Origin of the sequence: Pseudomonas sp. Marseille-Q5115, assembly GCF_916618905.1 — a bacterium.
Taxonomy (GTDB): Bacteria; Pseudomonadota; Gammaproteobacteria; order Pseudomonadales; family Pseudomonadaceae; genus Aquipseudomonas; species Aquipseudomonas japonica_A.
Window position 1 is genome coordinate 3,573,632 of sequence record NZ_CAKAKI010000001.1, and the last position, 14,740, is coordinate 3,588,371.

At 63.5% G+C, this 14,740-nt stretch carries 16 protein-coding genes and 1 tRNA gene; 13 read left to right on the top strand and 4 right to left on the bottom strand.

What is annotated here, in order from left to right; genetic code table 11:
• The first annotated feature begins 32 nt into the window (after positions 1 to 32).
• From dapE to LG385_RS16375, 6 genes are all read left to right on the top strand, one after another.
• On the top strand, positions 33 to 1,184 hold the full coding sequence (dapE, locus tag LG385_RS16350; protein WP_225775126.1) for a succinyl-diaminopimelate desuccinylase: 1,152 nt from the start codon (positions 33 to 35) through the stop codon (positions 1,182 to 1,184).
• Positions 1,184 to 2,017: a putative RNA methyltransferase gene (locus LG385_RS16355; RefSeq protein ID WP_225775127.1), complete on the top strand. Its 834-nt coding sequence runs from the start codon at positions 1,184 to 1,186 to the stop codon at positions 2,015 to 2,017. Before dapE ends, LG385_RS16355 begins: the two co-directional genes overlap by 1 nt.
• A gap of 23 nt (positions 2,018 to 2,040) precedes the next feature.
• Complete coding sequence (locus LG385_RS16360; protein ID WP_181118190.1) at positions 2,041 to 2,415, top strand: hypothetical protein; 375 nt, start codon at positions 2,041 to 2,043, stop codon at positions 2,413 to 2,415.
• An 87-nt stretch (positions 2,416 to 2,502) separates the two neighbouring features.
• A complete protein-coding gene (plsB, locus tag LG385_RS16365) occupies positions 2,503 to 5,076 on the top strand; it encodes a glycerol-3-phosphate 1-O-acyltransferase PlsB (RefSeq protein ID WP_413247330.1) in 2,574 nt (857 codons plus the stop codon).
• Positions 5,077 to 5,189: 113 nt separating this feature from the next.
• On the top strand, positions 5,190 to 5,582 hold the full coding sequence (locus LG385_RS16370) for a YbaY family lipoprotein (protein ID WP_225775128.1): 393 nt from the start codon (positions 5,190 to 5,192) through the stop codon (positions 5,580 to 5,582).
• Positions 5,583 to 5,609: 27 nt separating this feature from the next.
• Positions 5,610 to 6,296 (top strand): DUF4197 domain-containing protein, encoded by a 687-nt coding sequence (locus tag LG385_RS16375; RefSeq protein WP_181118145.1) that lies wholly within the window; start codon positions 5,610 to 5,612, stop codon positions 6,294 to 6,296.
• Between the two features lie 6 nt (positions 6,297 to 6,302).
• Here LG385_RS16375 and LG385_RS16380 read toward each other — a convergent pair whose 3' ends face one another.
• Positions 6,303 to 7,085, bottom strand: a complete 783-nt coding sequence (locus tag LG385_RS16380) for a class I SAM-dependent methyltransferase (RefSeq protein WP_225775129.1) — start codon at positions 7,083 to 7,085, stop codon at positions 6,303 to 6,305.
• Between the two features lie 93 nt (positions 7,086 to 7,178).
• Between LG385_RS16380 and LG385_RS16385 the strand changes: the two genes are divergently transcribed.
• From LG385_RS16385 to LG385_RS16405, 5 genes are all read left to right on the top strand, one after another.
• Positions 7,179 to 7,811, top strand: a complete 633-nt coding sequence (locus LG385_RS16385) for an energy transducer TonB (protein WP_225775130.1) — start codon at positions 7,179 to 7,181, stop codon at positions 7,809 to 7,811.
• A 79-nt stretch (positions 7,812 to 7,890) separates the two neighbouring features.
• Positions 7,891 to 8,112, top strand: a complete 222-nt coding sequence (locus LG385_RS16390; RefSeq protein WP_225775131.1) for a cysteine-rich CWC family protein — start codon at positions 7,891 to 7,893, stop codon at positions 8,110 to 8,112.
• The gene (locus LG385_RS16395) at positions 8,102 to 8,809 is read left to right on the top strand and encodes a pseudouridine synthase (RefSeq protein ID WP_225775132.1); all 708 of its coding nucleotides are present in this window, start codon (positions 8,102 to 8,104) and stop codon (positions 8,807 to 8,809) included. The genes LG385_RS16390 and LG385_RS16395 overlap by 11 nt, the downstream gene beginning before the upstream one ends.
• Before the next feature lie 317 nt (positions 8,810 to 9,126).
• Positions 9,127 to 10,005, top strand: coding sequence for an alpha/beta fold hydrolase (locus LG385_RS16400; protein WP_225775133.1), 879 nt, complete (start codon positions 9,127 to 9,129; stop codon positions 10,003 to 10,005).
• Between the two features lie 127 nt (positions 10,006 to 10,132).
• Positions 10,133 to 10,206, top strand: a tRNA-Gly gene (locus LG385_RS16405).
• A 186-nt stretch (positions 10,207 to 10,392) separates the two neighbouring features.
• On the opposite strand, the gene LG385_RS16410 is transcribed toward LG385_RS16405, so the two are convergent.
• Positions 10,393 to 10,818 carry an HPF/RaiA family ribosome-associated protein gene (locus tag LG385_RS16410; RefSeq protein ID WP_225775134.1) on the bottom strand — a complete coding sequence of 142 codons (426 nt, stop codon included), beginning with the start codon at positions 10,816 to 10,818 and terminating at the stop codon, positions 10,393 to 10,395.
• Positions 10,819 to 10,972: 154 nt separating this feature from the next.
• On the opposite strand from LG385_RS16410, the gene LG385_RS16415 reads away from it, so the two are divergent.
• Positions 10,973 to 11,185 carry a hypothetical protein gene (locus LG385_RS16415; RefSeq protein WP_225775135.1) on the top strand — a complete coding sequence of 71 codons (213 nt, stop codon included), beginning with the start codon at positions 10,973 to 10,975 and terminating at the stop codon, positions 11,183 to 11,185.
• Here the strand turns inward: LG385_RS16415 and LG385_RS16420 are convergent.
• On the bottom strand, positions 11,179 to 12,267 hold the full coding sequence (locus LG385_RS16420; RefSeq protein ID WP_225775136.1) for a glycerophosphodiester phosphodiesterase: 1,089 nt from the start codon (positions 12,265 to 12,267) through the stop codon (positions 11,179 to 11,181). The genes LG385_RS16415 and LG385_RS16420 overlap by 7 nt on opposite strands.
• 186 nt (positions 12,268 to 12,453) lie before the next feature.
• Between LG385_RS16420 and LG385_RS16425 the strand changes: the two genes are divergently transcribed.
• Positions 12,454 to 13,467, top strand: coding sequence for a DUF4917 family protein (locus LG385_RS16425; protein ID WP_225775137.1), 1,014 nt, complete (start codon positions 12,454 to 12,456; stop codon positions 13,465 to 13,467).
• Here the strand turns inward: LG385_RS16425 and LG385_RS16430 are convergent.
• The gene (locus tag LG385_RS16430) at positions 13,464 to 14,687 is read right to left on the bottom strand and encodes a class I SAM-dependent methyltransferase (protein WP_225776265.1); all 1,224 of its coding nucleotides are present in this window, start codon (positions 14,685 to 14,687) and stop codon (positions 13,464 to 13,466) included. The two genes, LG385_RS16425 and LG385_RS16430, sit on opposite strands and share 4 nt — an antisense overlap.
• Between the last annotated feature and the right edge of the window lie 53 nt (positions 14,688 to 14,740).

Sequence of the window (14,740 nt, forward strand, 5' to 3'; positions counted from 1 at the left end):
CAGCCTTTTTACCGCCTTGCCCGGAGTGACCCATGACGGCCGCCGCTGATCTTTCGCCCACCCTTGCCTTGGCCTGCGAGCTGATCCGGCGCCCCTCGATCACCCCGCTGGACGCCGACTGCCAAGGCCTGATGATGCAGCGGCTGGCGGCTGCCGGCTTCGCCCTCGAGCCCATGCGTATCGAAGAGGTGGATAACTTCTGGGCCCGCCATGGCCAGCAGGACGGCCCAGTACTGTGCTTCGCCGGCCATACCGACGTGGTGCCCACCGGCCCCGCCGAAGACTGGCAGCACCAACCGTTCAATGCCCTGATCGACGCCCACGGCATGCTGTGCGGGCGGGGCGCTGCTGACATGAAGGGCAGCCTGGCCGCGATGGTAGTGGCAGCCGAGCGGTTCGTGAAGGATTACCCTGATCACCGTGGCGCGCTCACGTTCCTGATCACCAGTGATGAGGAAGGCCCGGCGCATCATGGCACCAAGGCCGTGGTAGAGCGGTTGCGCGCCCGCAACGAACGGCTGGACTGGTGCATCGTGGGCGAGCCTTCCAGCACCACGCTGGTAGGCGACGTGGTGAAGAACGGCCGCCGCGGTTCGCTCGGGGCCACGCTGAAGGTGCGCGGCAAGCAGGGCCACGTGGCCTATCCGCACCTGGCGCGCAACCCCATCCACCTGGCGGCGCCGGCACTGGCCGAACTTACCAGCGAGCACTGGGACAACGGCAACGCGTTCTTCCCACCTACCAGCTTCCAGATCTCCAACATCAACGGCGGCACCGGGGCTACCAACGTTATCCCGGGCGAACTCACCGTGGTGTTCAACTTCCGCTTCTCCACCGAGAGCACGGTTGAAGGCCTGCAACAGCGCGTGAGCGCCATCCTCGACAAGCATGGGCTGGACTGGCACATCGACTGGGCGTTGTCCGGCTTGCCGTTCCTCACCCAGCCCGGCGACTTGCTGAGCGCGGTGGCCGGCGCGATCAAGGACGTTACCGGCCGCGACACCCAGCCGTCCACCAGCGGCGGCACCAGCGATGGCCGCTTCATCGCCACACTGGGCACTCAGGTGGTGGAGCTGGGGCCTGTGAATGCCACCATTCACCAGGTGGACGAGCGCGTGCTGGCCAGCGACCTGGACGTGCTCACCGACATCTACTACCACACCCTTGTGAAGCTGCTCGCCTGATGCTGACCTGCCCGCTGTGCTCCGCTCCGCTTTCGGCCGCCGACAACGGTGTGGCCTGCCATGCCGGCCACCGGTTCGACCGCGCGCGCCAGGGTTACTTGAACCTGCTGCCCGTGCAGCACAAGAACAGCCGCGCGCCAGGCGATAACCAGGCCATGGTGGACGCCCGCCGCGCGTTTCTTGATGAGGGCCACTATGCGCCCGTTGCCGCGCGGCTGGCTGAACTAGCCCGTGAGCGGCAGCCAAAGCATTGGCTGGATATCGGCTGTGGCGAGGGCTACTACACCGCTCAGTTGGCCGAGGCCCTTCCCCGGGCCGGGGGCTATGCGCTGGATATTTCCCGCGAGGCGGTCAAGCGTGCCTGCCGCCGCGCCCCGCAGGTGACGTGGCTGGTGGCGAGCATGGCGCGCGTGCCGCTCGCTTCGGCCTCCTGTGATTTCATCGCCAGTGTGTTCAGCCCGCTGGACTGGAACGAAGCCCACCGCCTGCTGCGCCCGGGTGGCGGGCTGATGAAAGTAGGCCCTACCCGCGACCACCTGATGGAATTGCGCGAGCAGCTGTACGATGAAGTGCGCGAATACGTGGACGACAAGCACCTGGCCCTGGCGCCAGAAGGTATGGTGCTGGCCCACTCCGAGGTATTGACCTACCGGCTGCGCTTGATCGCCGGCGACAGCCGCGCCAACCTGTTGGCGATGACGCCCCACGGCTGGCGGGCGAGCGCCGAGCGTCGCACCGCCTTGATCGAGCGCCCCGGCCCGTTCGTGGTAACGGTCGCCATGCGATACGATTATTTTGTCAATGAGCGCGGCGCTGCCCCGGCAGCACCATGAGCCATCACACCAGCGAGCCGAGCATGCAGCAACCGGATATCGAGATTTACCTCAAGGATGCCGACGTGAACCACAAGGCAATCACCGCCTGGCTGACCGATGCGCTGGGCCCTTGTACCGCCTGGGCGCAAAAGGGCCAGGTCTGGAAGTGCCGCGCCGGCGACATTCCCGTGACCTGGGTGCCGATGGCCGTGGGCAAATGGAACAGCCTGTTCCTGGAAAGCGACCGCACCCCGTGGGCCGATGACCTGGCCTGCGCCCGCGCCGCCCATGCCGCCCTTGGCGTGGAAGTGCGCTGCGCTCCGGGTGGCTGGCTGGAAGAGGAAGGCGAGGAAGACGCCGACCGCTGGATACGGGTGAGTGCCGAGGGCGAGCAGGAAATTACCTGGCGGACCTGATTGCGTATCCCATTGGGATACGGGGCGCATGAGGCATTCTTGCCGTGATCTGTCACACTATGCGCTCGTTAACCTGAGCCTGCCCGAATGTCCTCCTCTGTATTGCACCGCGTCGTATCCAGTGCACTGCGTCGGATCCTTTACCTGTGGGTCCGCTCGGAAACCATCAATACCAATGTGGGAGCCGGCCTGGACCGCAGCCGCCCCATCGTGTACGTGCTGGAAAGCCCCGCCGCCACCGACCTCGCGGTCGTCGACCACGAGTGCAAGCGCCTGGGGTTGCCGCGGCCGGTATTGCCCGTTGCGCTTGGTGCAGTGGTAGAACCCAAGGCGCATTTCTACCTTACGCCGGCCGCCGACTGGCTGGGCCGACAGGACAAGCGCGGAGCCCCACCCACACTGCAGCGGCTAGTGGCCGCCTGCGCGGGCAACCCGGGCGAAGACGCCTTGATCGTTCCGGTAAGCGTGTTCTGGGGGCTGTCGCCGGACAGCGAATCCAGCCCCTGGGAGCTTCTGTTCGCGGACAGCTGGGCCGTTACCGGACGCCTGCGCCGGCTGGTCACGGTACTGATCCTGGGCCGTAAAACCCGCGTGCAATTCGCTCCGGCCGTCTCCCTGCGTACCCTGGTGGATGCGGGTAAAGGCCAGGAGCGGACGGTGCGCATGGCCCAGCGCCTGCTGCGGGTTCACTTCCGTCAGCAAAGAGCCGCGGTGATCGGGCCGGATATCTCCCACCGCCGCCACTTGGTCAAGGGCTTGATCCACGCGCCACTGGTGCGCGCGGCCATTGCCGAGGAAGCCGCCCGGGAGAAAATGACCCTGGAACGCGCCGAAGCCCAGGCCCTGCGCTACGGCAACGAGATCGCCTCGGATTACACCTACACCGCTATCCGCTTTCTGGAAGTGGTACTGAGCTGGTTCTGGAACAAGATCTACGACGGCATCAAGGTCAGCCAGATCCAGCAGGTGCAGGAAGTGGCGCCGGGGCACGAAGTGATCTATGTGCCGTGCCATCGCAGCCACATCGACTACCTGTTGCTTTCGTACCTGTTGTTCCGCAACGGCCTCACCCCACCGCATATCGCCGCAGGCATCAACCTGAACATGCCGGTCATCGGCAGCTTGCTGCGCCGCGGTGGCGCGTTCTTCATGCGCCGCACGTTCAAGGGCAACCCTCTTTACACCGCCGTGTTCAACGAATACCTCCACACCCTGTTCACCAAAGGGTTCCCGGTCGAGTACTTCGTGGAAGGCGGGCGTTCGCGGACCGGGCGGATGCTGCGCCCCAAAACGGGCATGCTGGCGATCACCCTGCGCAGCTACCTGCGGTCATCGCGCACACCCATCGTGTTCGTGCCGGTGTATATCGGCTATGAGCGTGTTCTGGAGGGCAGGACCTACCTGGGCGAGCTTCGCGGGGCCAGCAAGAAGAAAGAGTCGCTGTTCGACATCTTCAAAGTGCTGGGCGCGCTCAAGCAACGCTTTGGCCAGGTGGCGGTGAACTTCGGGCCACCGATCAAACTCACCGAATTCCTCGACGCTCAACAGCCCGGTTGGCGAGCGGAACCCGCAGCTGCCGACTTCAAACCTGACTGGCTCAACCCCGTCACTAATCGCCTGGGCGAGCGGGTAGCGTGCAGCATCAACGAAGCCGCGGCCATCAACCCGGCGAACCTGGTGGCACTGGCGCTGCTGTCCACCACTCGGCAGGCGTTGGACGAAACCGCGCTGGTGCGCGTGCTGAACCTGTTCCTCGGCTTGCTGCGCTCGGTGCCCTACTCGCCTTACACCACCTTGCCGGAAGGCGACGGCCAAGCGCTGATCGACCATGTGAAAGGCATGGGGCTGGTGGCTGAGCAAACCGACGCTTTGGGCCGCATCTTGTACCTCAACGAGCAGAATGCTGTGCTCATGACGTACTACCGCAACAACGTGCTGCATGTGTTCGCCTTGCCGGCCCTGCTCGCCAGCCTGTTCCAGAGCTCGGCGCGGATCAGCCGCGAGCAGGTGCTGCGCTTTGCCCGGGCTCTCTACCCCTACCTGCGCGCCGAGCTGTTCATCCGCTGGTCGGTAGAGGAACTCGATGCAGTGATGGACCAGTGGCTTGAGGCATTCGTCAGCCACGGCCTGCTGCGTCACGAAGCCGGCACGTACCTGCGCCCGGCACCGAGTTCGCGGCAGTTCGTGTTGCTTACCCTGCTGGCGCGTGGGATTACTCAAACGCTGCAGCGCTTCTACATGGCGATCGCACTGTTGCTCAACCATGGCCAGTACGGGCTTACCGCCGAAGCCCTGGAGGACCTGGCCACCGTGATGGCGCAGCGGCTGTCTATCCTGCACGGCCTGAACGCACCCGAGTTCTTCGACAAAACGCTGTTCCGCCACTTCATCCAGGCATTGGTGGACACCGGTGTGGTTCATCGCAATGAAGGAGGCAAGCTGGGCTATCAGGAAGGCCTGGGCGAGCTGGCCGAAGGCGCGGCCAAGCGAGTGTTGTCGGCAGAGGTGCGCTTGTCCATCCGCCAGGTGACCTTGCACCGCAATGAGGACCTGGCGGTGGAAAGCACAGGTGCCGTGCCTGAAGCGCTGTTGGCAGATGCCCCTGACGAGACTGCGCCCGATCAACAGCACGCCGGAGACAATAAACGCAACGAGGCGTGAACGTACAGCGGGCGGTGCAATGCCGCCCGCTTCGGACCCGCTTCGGACCTTCCCTCGCTGCGCACCGGGGCGCGATCCGTTACAGTGCCCTGGTACTTTTTCGGGAGCTGCCTGTGAAAACCCTCGCCGCCTTGTTCGTTTCCCTGTTGTTAGCCGGTTGCCATCAGTGGCCAGCCGCCTCCGTACTCAGGGGCGAAGCCTTTTACCTTCAACGCATCGCCTTGCCGCCCACGGCGGTATTAAGCGTCACCCTGGCCGATGTGTCGCTGGCTGACGCCACGGCTCGGCCGCTGGCCCGCTACACCGGCGCTGCGGGCGCGCAGGTGCCCATCGCCTTTGAATTGAGCTACGACCGCGGCCTTGTGACCCCCGGGCACCGCTATGCTTTGACTGCACGCATCGAGGCGGCCGGAGAGCTGCTATGGATCAATACCCAGGCGTACCCCGTGGCACTCGATGGCAGCGACGCGCAGCCGCTGCGCATCAAGCTCGACCCGGTCCGTTGACCCTTCCACTGCCCATAAGGTGCCGCCATGTTCCGTAGATCCGCCTCTCTCGTTACCCTCTTCGCCGGCGCGCTGTTGGCTGTTCAGGCGTCGGCGCTATCGCTTAGCGACCTGTCCCAGGCCGATGCCAGTGGCGGCCTGAAAGACGCCCTCAGCCAGGGCGCCCAGATCGCCGTGAAGCAACTGGGCACGCCCGGTGGTTTCAGCAGCAACCCGCAGGTACGCATCGAGCTGCCGGGCAAGCTGGGCAAAGCCAGCAAAATGCTCAAGCAGTTTGGTCTGGGCCCACAGGTAGAGGCGCTGGAAACCGGCATGAACACCGCCGCCGAAGCCGCGGTGCCACAGGCGCAGGCCATTCTGGTGGACGCGGTGAAGCAAATGACCGTCGCCGATGCCAAGGGCATTCTGGCCGGTGGCAACAATTCGGCCACCCAATATCTGGACAAAACCAGCCGCGAGCAGATCCGCGCCAAGTTCCTCCCCATCGTGAAGCAGAACACCGACCGCATCGGCCTGGCGCAGAAATTCAACGCGGTCGCCGGCCAAGCCGCAACCCTCGGCGCCGACCCGAAGGTGAGCAGCATCGAAGGCTACGTCACCGACAAGGCGCTGGATGGCCTGTTCGAGGTGATTGCCAGCCAGGAACAGAACCTGCGCAAGAACCCCGCCGGCGCGGCTACCAGCCTGGCGAAGAAGGTGTTCGGGAGCCTCTAGGGCCCGTCAGGGCTTGAGGGATTTGCGGGCATAAATGTCATAACGGCTCGACTTGCCTTCGAGGGTAAACGAAGGCACAGGGCCTTCGATCGGCGGCGCCTTGCGCGGGCGCTTCACCGTCACCCGGTGGGTGGCCAGCGCCAGGGCCGCTTCGAGCAACGCTGGTGCGTCCAGGTCATCGCCCACGAGCGGGCGGAACAGGCGCATTTCCTTCTTTACCAGCGCGCTTTTCTCCCGATGGGGGAACATCGGGTCCAGATACACCACCTGGGGCGTATCGCCTTGCCAGCTTCGCATCAGCTCAATCGCATTGCCGTGGTGCAGGGTCATGCGGGCAACGATCGCAGCCACCTCGGCGTCACTACGGGCGCGCTCCAGGCCATCGCGCAGTAGCTGGGCGATGATGGGCTGGCGCTCGATCAGGTCCATGCGGCAGCCCAGGGTCGCGAGCACGAAGGCATCCTGGCCCAGCCCTGCCGTGGCATCCAGTACATGGGGGCGCACCCCCGGCTGCAAGCCTGCGGCTTTCGCGATCATTTGCCCGCTGCCGCCGCCGAACTGCCGCCGGTGCGCCGCGCCGCCCTGTAGAAAATCGACCCACACTGGCCCGGGGGCATCGGCGCCCAACTGTTGCAGCTGCACGCCGGCCGACCCTACCTGCAGGGCAAATTCCGGATCATCCAGGGCCAGCGGCAGCCCAAGGTCGGCCGCCAGGGCCTTCGCCGCGGTAACGTAGGCCTCGCCCAATGGGGTTACCTGGATGCGGCATGCCGCCTGTCGCTCTTGCATGGGCTGTACTCGAAAGGGTTAAATCTTTGCCGCTGGCGGCCGATAGTTACTGTGTCCGGTATTTTGCCAGAGCCACGCAGCCCACTGAACGCCATGACCGATCTGATTTCCCCACCTGTTGGTTATTTGTCTCCGGTTGGCAACTACAGCCGGCGCAATACCCAGACCCTGGGCGGGGTGAGTCACCTGTGGCAGGATTTTTTCGCCAGCGCACTGAAGGCTGAAGGCGAAGCCAGCGAGGCCGTTGATAGCGAAGGCGCTCCCCTACCGCTCCCCATGCCTGCCTCCGCCGAGAGTCAGGGAGCAGCAGCCACCAAATGGCTGGGCCAGGTGCACGAGCAACGCGAGTGCGAAATCGCCGACAACGTGATTGAACCCCCCAAGCCACTGTTCCTGCCGATCGCCGAATTCGAAACCGACCTCTTGCCGCCGGCGAACGTGCCGTACCCGCCCGAAGAAGTTCAGGCCATGCAGTACGAGCTGGACCTGGACATGGGTTGGCGGCGCCCATTGGTCATGGCCAATGGCACGCCGGCGCCCGAGCCCGGACCGGCGCCGAAACCGCGCGCGCTGTACCTGCCTATCGCGGAATTCGACACCGACCTGTTGCCGCCGCCGAACGTACCGTTCGACGAACAGACCGTCATTCATCAGCAACGCGAGTTCGATTTCGATACCGGCTGGGCGCGCCCGATCGTGTTGCAGAACCTGCGCGTCACCGCCTAAGCACCCGGCCGTTTCGTAAAAGGCCGGCTGTGCGACAATAACGCCATTGCTCCACGTCGCGACCGCCTCGAGATTGCCCATGACGGACCCTTCCACCTGCCCCGCCTGCGGCGCGGCCAACGCTTGCGCAATGGCAACCGGCAACGCCACGGATTGCTGGTGCTTCAGCGTTACGGTCAACCCAAGCGCCGTGGCGGCGCTGCCTGAAGCGGCGCGGGGCACGGTATGCCTGTGCCAGCGTTGCGCCACGGCCTCGCCGGAAAACCGCGCAGTACTGCCTGAGGCTGGCGATGCGGATTGACCGCTTTGTCACCAACCTGCCAGGGTTCACTCGCCAGCAGGCGCGCCTTGCCCTGGCCCTTGGCGAAGTATTGGTCGACGGCCAGGCCGTTCAGGACCCTTGCCTGGATATTCGCCCGTTCAATAGCGTCACGGTGCGCGGCGAGCACGTGCAGCTGGGCTACCCCGCGCGGTACCTGATGCTGCACAAGCCGGCCGGTTGTGTGAGCGCCACCTCTGACCCTGAGCACAGAACCGTGCTCGATCTGTTGCCTGATGATGAGCGCGCCGACCTGCACCTTGCTGGCCGCCTGGACTACAACACCACAGGCTTGATGCTACTCACCAACGATGGGCAATGGTCGCGCCGGCTTACCCAGCCGGACAGCAAGCTGCCAAAGCTTTATTACGTGGAAACCGAACAGCCGATCGAAGCGCATTACTCCCAAGTGTTCGCCGCAGGCCTGTATTTCGCGTACGAAAACCTCACCACCCGGCCGGCGCAATTGACGGTGCTGGGCCCGCGCCAGGCACACCTCACATTGGTGGAGGGGCGCTATCACCAGGTGAAGCGCATGTTCGGGCATTTCCAGAACAAGGTGACGCGCCTGCATCGCCTGGCCGTGGGCCCACTCACCCTGGACCCTGCTCTCGAACCCGGCGAATCCCGGCCCTTGACGCCCGCAGAGCTGCAAAGCCTGTCAGCCTCGCCCGCGTGAAGTCACATTTGCACGCTACCGCTCGGCTGAAAACTTCACCGCCGGGCTCGATTCGCTTTGCTGCATGGGCCAATGCCTGCTTGACTGCACCTCAGGCGGTCACCGGCTGACCGGCCAGTATTGGTTGTCTCTCCTAGAAATACCCACCGATTGCCATGCGCCGGCATTTCTCGCGCTATCGGTCCTGCCCTCCATAACAACAGCCGTCGGCTACTTGACCGACCTGGGCCCCTTTCAAAGGCAATTGCCTACCTGTCATGAACACCGTGCAAAGTCGATTGCGCGAGTACCCGTTTCTTTGCCAGGAGTCGACGACTATGAGGCCAGAAATCGCTGTATTGGATATCCAAGGACAGTACCGGGTTTACACGGAATTTTATCGCGCGGATGCCGACGCGCCGACGATTATCCTTATCAACGGTTCGTTGGCCACTACCGCCTCCTTCGCCCAGACCGTGCGCAGTTTGCAGCCCTACATGAACGTGGTGCTGTATGACCAACCGTATGCGGGGCGCTCGCAACCCCACAATACGTTTGATCGGCTGATCAGCAAGGAAGATGAAAGCCATATATTGCTCGAGCTTATTTATCACTTCCATGCCGAACACCTGATGTCGTTTTCCTGGGGTGGAGCTTGTGCCTTGTTGGCGCTGGCCCACAGGCCTGCGTCCATCGAGCGCGCGGTGATCAGTTCGTTCTCGCCCCGGGTAAACGGTCCGATGCGTGATTATCTCGAACGCGGTACGCAGCATCTTCAAAGTTGCGCGCGCAGCGAACTGGGCATGCTTATCAACGAAACCATCGGCAAGCACTTGCCTTCACTGTTCAAGCGCTTCAACCACAAATACGTGTGCGGCCTGGCCGAGCATGAATACCTTCAAATGGACCGGCATGTGACGGAAGTGCTGGCCCATAACCTGGGGGACGCGCTTTATCGCGCGCGCGAAATCAAGGCGCCGGTGATGTTCCTAAACGGCGAGCTGGATGAATACACCACGGTGGAAGATGCCAGGCTGTTCGCTGATCACGTGCCGCGCTGCAGCTTTCGCGCGATCACCGGTGCGGGGCATTTCCTTGATATGGAACACAAGCATGCCTGCGAAGCGACCCGCACCGCGCTGCTGGATTTCCTGTGCGCCAGGCCGCAACGCCAAAGCAGCTACGCCCAATCGGAAGGCCGGGTGCTGGCGCTTTAGCCAGCCGCCCCGCCTTTGAAACACGCCCAAGTGCCCGCCCCGGGAGGGGCCGCGCGGGCCGTTTCGCTGCGCGGGTAAAAAAGAAGTTCTTTTTTCGAAGGCTTTCTGGTAAAAAGTACAGCCTCAAGCGGGTGTAGTTTAGTGGTAGAACGGTAGCTTCCCAAGCTCTAGGTGAGGGTTCGATTCCCTCCACCCGCTCCAGATTTTCCCTTCCTTATTTTTCTTCCGCTCGTTGTGGTCATTTCGACCCATGACATTTGTTTTTAAGCTGACTGCATCTCACGAAGCTTGCGTAGTGGCATCCGTTCCCGACCTCCGTATACTGAAAAAGCCGGGCAGATGCCCGGCCTTTTAATGCAAGATCATTTCTGATCGCTATAAACGCGGTTACTCCTTCCCAGCCGCCTCAAGCTTGGCCAGGAATTCGTCCTCCAGCATCGCGTCCACTTCTGCCGAGGAGTCTTCCTGCACTTCGGGTGCGGTGATCTGGCCGGTGGACAGCACGGGCTCGTCCAGGCGGCCCATCAGGTGTTCCAGTGCGTGGCACATCTTGTCGGCTGCGCCTTGTACTGCCAGGTCGAGTGCTTCGGCCTTGTGGGTAACAGAGATAGGTGAGTGCCCCTTGGGCCGGGCTTCAATCTGGCAGCGCTTGTCCTGCGCGCCCGCCTTGTCGGCGTTCTCGTCGCTGACGTGGATCTCCACTCGGGTCAGGAAATCGTCGAACCGTTCCAGGGCGTCTTCAACCGTACTGCCTACCCAATCATGCAGACCTACGCCGGCGGTGACCTGGTTGCTGTTGACCTGTACCTGCATGGGTATTCTCCAGTGTTATTGCAAAGGCTTGTTTCCCTTAGAGGTACACCATAGGGCGATCGGTTCCCTTGGGGTGGCGGGCGTACTGCTGGAGGCCGACGGCACCAACCTGCGCACAGGGAGTCTGTACTTCGAGGCCGAAGGAGTAATGAGCATGCCGGATTCGCTGCATCACGCACTGGAGAAGATCTACGAGAATCAGGTCGCGCTGGCTGCGGCGATTGAGGAACTGGCGCTGTGGATCGAGGTACGCGGTGACGATGCCGCCACCGCGGGAAGCGTGCGGGATGCCCTCGATACCCTCGAACGCAATGCCGAGCCGCTCGGCCGCTGGATCGCCGAACTGCACGGCATCTCGGGTCAGTAACCTTCGGCGGCGAGGATGTCCTGCACGGAGCGGTCAGCCGGGCGGCCATCGAACTTCAACAGCTCGGCGGCTCGGTTGGTGAACACGCCGTCCACGCCCGCTTTTTTCACCTTTTCGAAGTCCACCGGGTCGTCCACGGTGTACACGTGCACCAGTAGCCCCTTGGCATGGGTGAGCTTGTTCATCCAAGGCTGCACCAGGTCCATGTAGCTTTGGTCGCCGCCTTGGGTGAGCGCGGCGGAAGGCCCAGTGGCCACCGCGCCCTGTGCCTTGGCGAAATCCACCCACTTGGCGAACTCTTCCTTGCTGGCCGGGCGCTGGCTGGCGTAGTACGCCGCTTTATCCTTCATCCCGGAGTCGGCGAAGGCCACCTTGGATTCAGGTTCGATGCTCCCCTCGCCTACCCACAACAACAGCACCTTGGGTACCTTTGGCATTTCCTTGGCCAGCAGTTCCAGGCTGGCTTTCTCGAAGGTTTGCAGCACTACGCGATGGCCAGGCGCAACCTCACCGGCAGGCGTAAGCCAGCCACGCGAGATGAGTTTGGCCTTGAGGTCTGCCTCGATCCCCGGGTAAAGATTGGGCACCTTGGTTTCGATATACAGCCCGGTGCGGTGGTTAGGGTCGGCGTCGGCGATGTCGATGATTTCATCGAGGGTCATCACCTTGGCGCCTGCGAACCCCGCTCGCCCCCGCTCGGGGTAGGCCACGTTGAACCAGCTACCGGCATCCAGCTCGCGTAATTCGGAAAGGGTGAAGGCGCTGATGGGCCGCTCGCGGCGCTCCGGAAAACGCGCCGCTACGTCAGTGGTGCGCAGCAAGGTATCGTCATGGAACGCCACAAGCTGGCCATCGCTGGTGCGTTGCAGGTCCATTTCCAGGTAATCCGCGCCAAGGTCCCTGGCAGCCAGGTAAGCCGGCCGGGTGGATTCTGGCGCGTCATAGCTGGCGCCGCGATGGGCAATGACGGCCGGCCAGGCGATATCCGCCTTTTTGGCCAACGCCTCGGGCGATGGCGCGGCGGCAAGCGCCGACGGCGCGGCGAGCGCCAGGCATAACACTGCAGTGGTCCAATGGTGCATTGCTACCCTCTTCACAGGCTTCCCCTTTTCCACAGTTGAAGGTTGCAGGCAGCATAGCGCAGCGGCCCTGCAGGCAAGATGACAGTCGCGACAGCGAACCTCACGCCTGCGACATGGCCAAAACCGTGAACGCAGACAGCAACGTGATACAGTCGCGCCAGCCTTGGTAACCGAATTGCTGCACCTATGGAACGAAACGACATCACCGCCGCCCTCCCAGCCTGGAAGGACACCCGCCTGGCTTCACACTGCACCGGCTTGCTGCTGGGCAACGGTGCCAGCCGGGCAATCTGGCGAGGCTTTGCCTACGATTCACTCTTTGAACTGGCGCAGAAAGTGCGCAACCGCCCCTTGGGCCAGACCGATCAGGCGCTGTTCAAGGCGATGGGTAGCGAAAGCTTCGAGCAAGCGCTCAGTGCCCTGAACACCACCACCCGGGTGAACGCGGCGCTGGCGATCGGCGCCTCCGGGCCGCTGAACCGCTACTACGCGATCAAGGAAGCACTCATCCACGCCATGCGCAGCGTGCACCTGCCCTGGCGGCTGTTGCCCGCCACCACCCGTAGCGCGCTCAACGAAGCTTTGCGAGGGTACGGTCGCATCTACTCCAGCAACTACGACCTGCTCTGCCACTGGGCGGTATGGGAAGCGCCAGAGGGCTTCGACGACGGCTTGGACGTGGACGCAGGGTTCGATCCGTGCCGGCCCGCCACCGGGGATCACCAGTTGTTCTACCTGCACGGTGGGCTGCACCTGCTCAAAGACCGCGACGGCGCCACCCGCCGGCGTGTGGCTGCGGGCAGTGAGCTGCTCGATGGCTTCGCGATCAATACGCCCGGCGACGTGCCGTTGTTCGTCAACGAAGGCAACAGCGCAGACAAACTACGCGGCATTCGGGGCTCAGATTACCTCACCCATTGCCTGGCATCGCTGGCGAGCCATCAAGGCCCGATGTGCCTGTTCGGCCATCAACTCAACCGGCAGGACGCTCACTTGCTGGCGGCCCTGCGCGCAGCCCCTGTGGAGCAAATGGCCGTGGCGATCTTCCCGCTGAGCGAGCCGTGGATTCTGAGCCAGAAGCAGCACTACCAGCAGCTACTCGGTGACCGGATGGCACTGGAGTTCTTCGACGCCACCAGCCACCCGCTGGGTGCCCCTTCGCTGAACATCCCCCAGGAAAAGCCCCGGGCGCGGCGTTAGTTCGAAGGCAGCAAGCCATCGGCCTGAAGCAGGCGTTCCAGGCAGTGCTCGTTCACGCCGTAGAACGCCTTGAGGGCCTGAATGCGTGCCAGGCGTGAGGCTACGTCCACAGGCGCCGAGCGCTTCACCGCCAGGATCATCTTGTTCTTGCTGGTGTGCTCCAGCGACACGAACTCGAACACCTTGGTCTCATAGCCGCAGGCTTCCAGGTACAGGGCACGCAGACCGTCGGTCAGCATTTCGGCCTGCTGGCCCATGTGCAAGCCGAACTGCAGCATCGGGCCCAAGGGCTCGGGGCTGTGCATTTGCGGCCGCAGTTCCTTGTGGCAGCACGGCGAACACATGATGATCGCCGCCTGGCTGCGAATGCCAGTGTGAATGGCATAGTCGGTGGCCACATCGCAGGCATGCAAGGCAATCATCACATCGATGCGGGCCGGTACCACGGTACGTACATCGCCGTGTTCGAACGTCAGCCCGGGGTGATCCAGCTCGGCCGCCGCCTGATTGCACAGGTCGACCATGTCCTGGCGAAGCTCCACCCCGGTAACCGAAGCTTCGCGCCCCAGCCCGTGGCGCAGGTAGTCATGGATAGCGAAGGTAAGGTAACCCTTGCCCGAACCGAAGTCCGCCACCCGCACGGGCGCCTCCGTTGCCAGCCCGGCCTGGGTGAACGCATGGGCGAACACCTCGATGAACTTGTTGATCTGCTTCCACTTGCGCGACATTGCCGGCACCAATGCGCCGTGGCGGTCAGTTACGCCAAGCGCGGCCAGGAAAGGCCGGTCGAGCTCCAACCAGCGTTGCTTGGCGCGGTCATGCTCGGCGCTGGCCGCTGGCTGCGGTTGCTGGGCCTTGGAACGGTGCAGGCGGGCCTTGCCCTTCTTGCCGAATTCGAGCTGCACGGTTTCATCCGTGGTTTGCAGGTGCGCGTTGCGGAACTGCTCCGGCAGTGCCGCTGCGATCTCGGCCAAGCCCTCTTCCACCGCATGATGGCGGGTGATATCGCGGGTACGGTAGCGCAGCACAAAGCCCAGCCGGGGCTGCCCCTTGACCGTAAGCGGCTTGACCGTAGTGCGCTCCAGCTCCGCTTCCGCTCCCACATGACGCGCCAATACCAGCTTCACCCAGCGGCCTTCATTCAGCGCCAGGCGCAACTGGTCGAGGAAAGCGGCCCGTGGGTCGTCGGTGGGCAGAGGCGAAGCGGGCACGGCAGGCATCAAGCGAATCTCGAGAAAACGGCGGGCGGCCATTCTAAGGCACACAGGCAAAA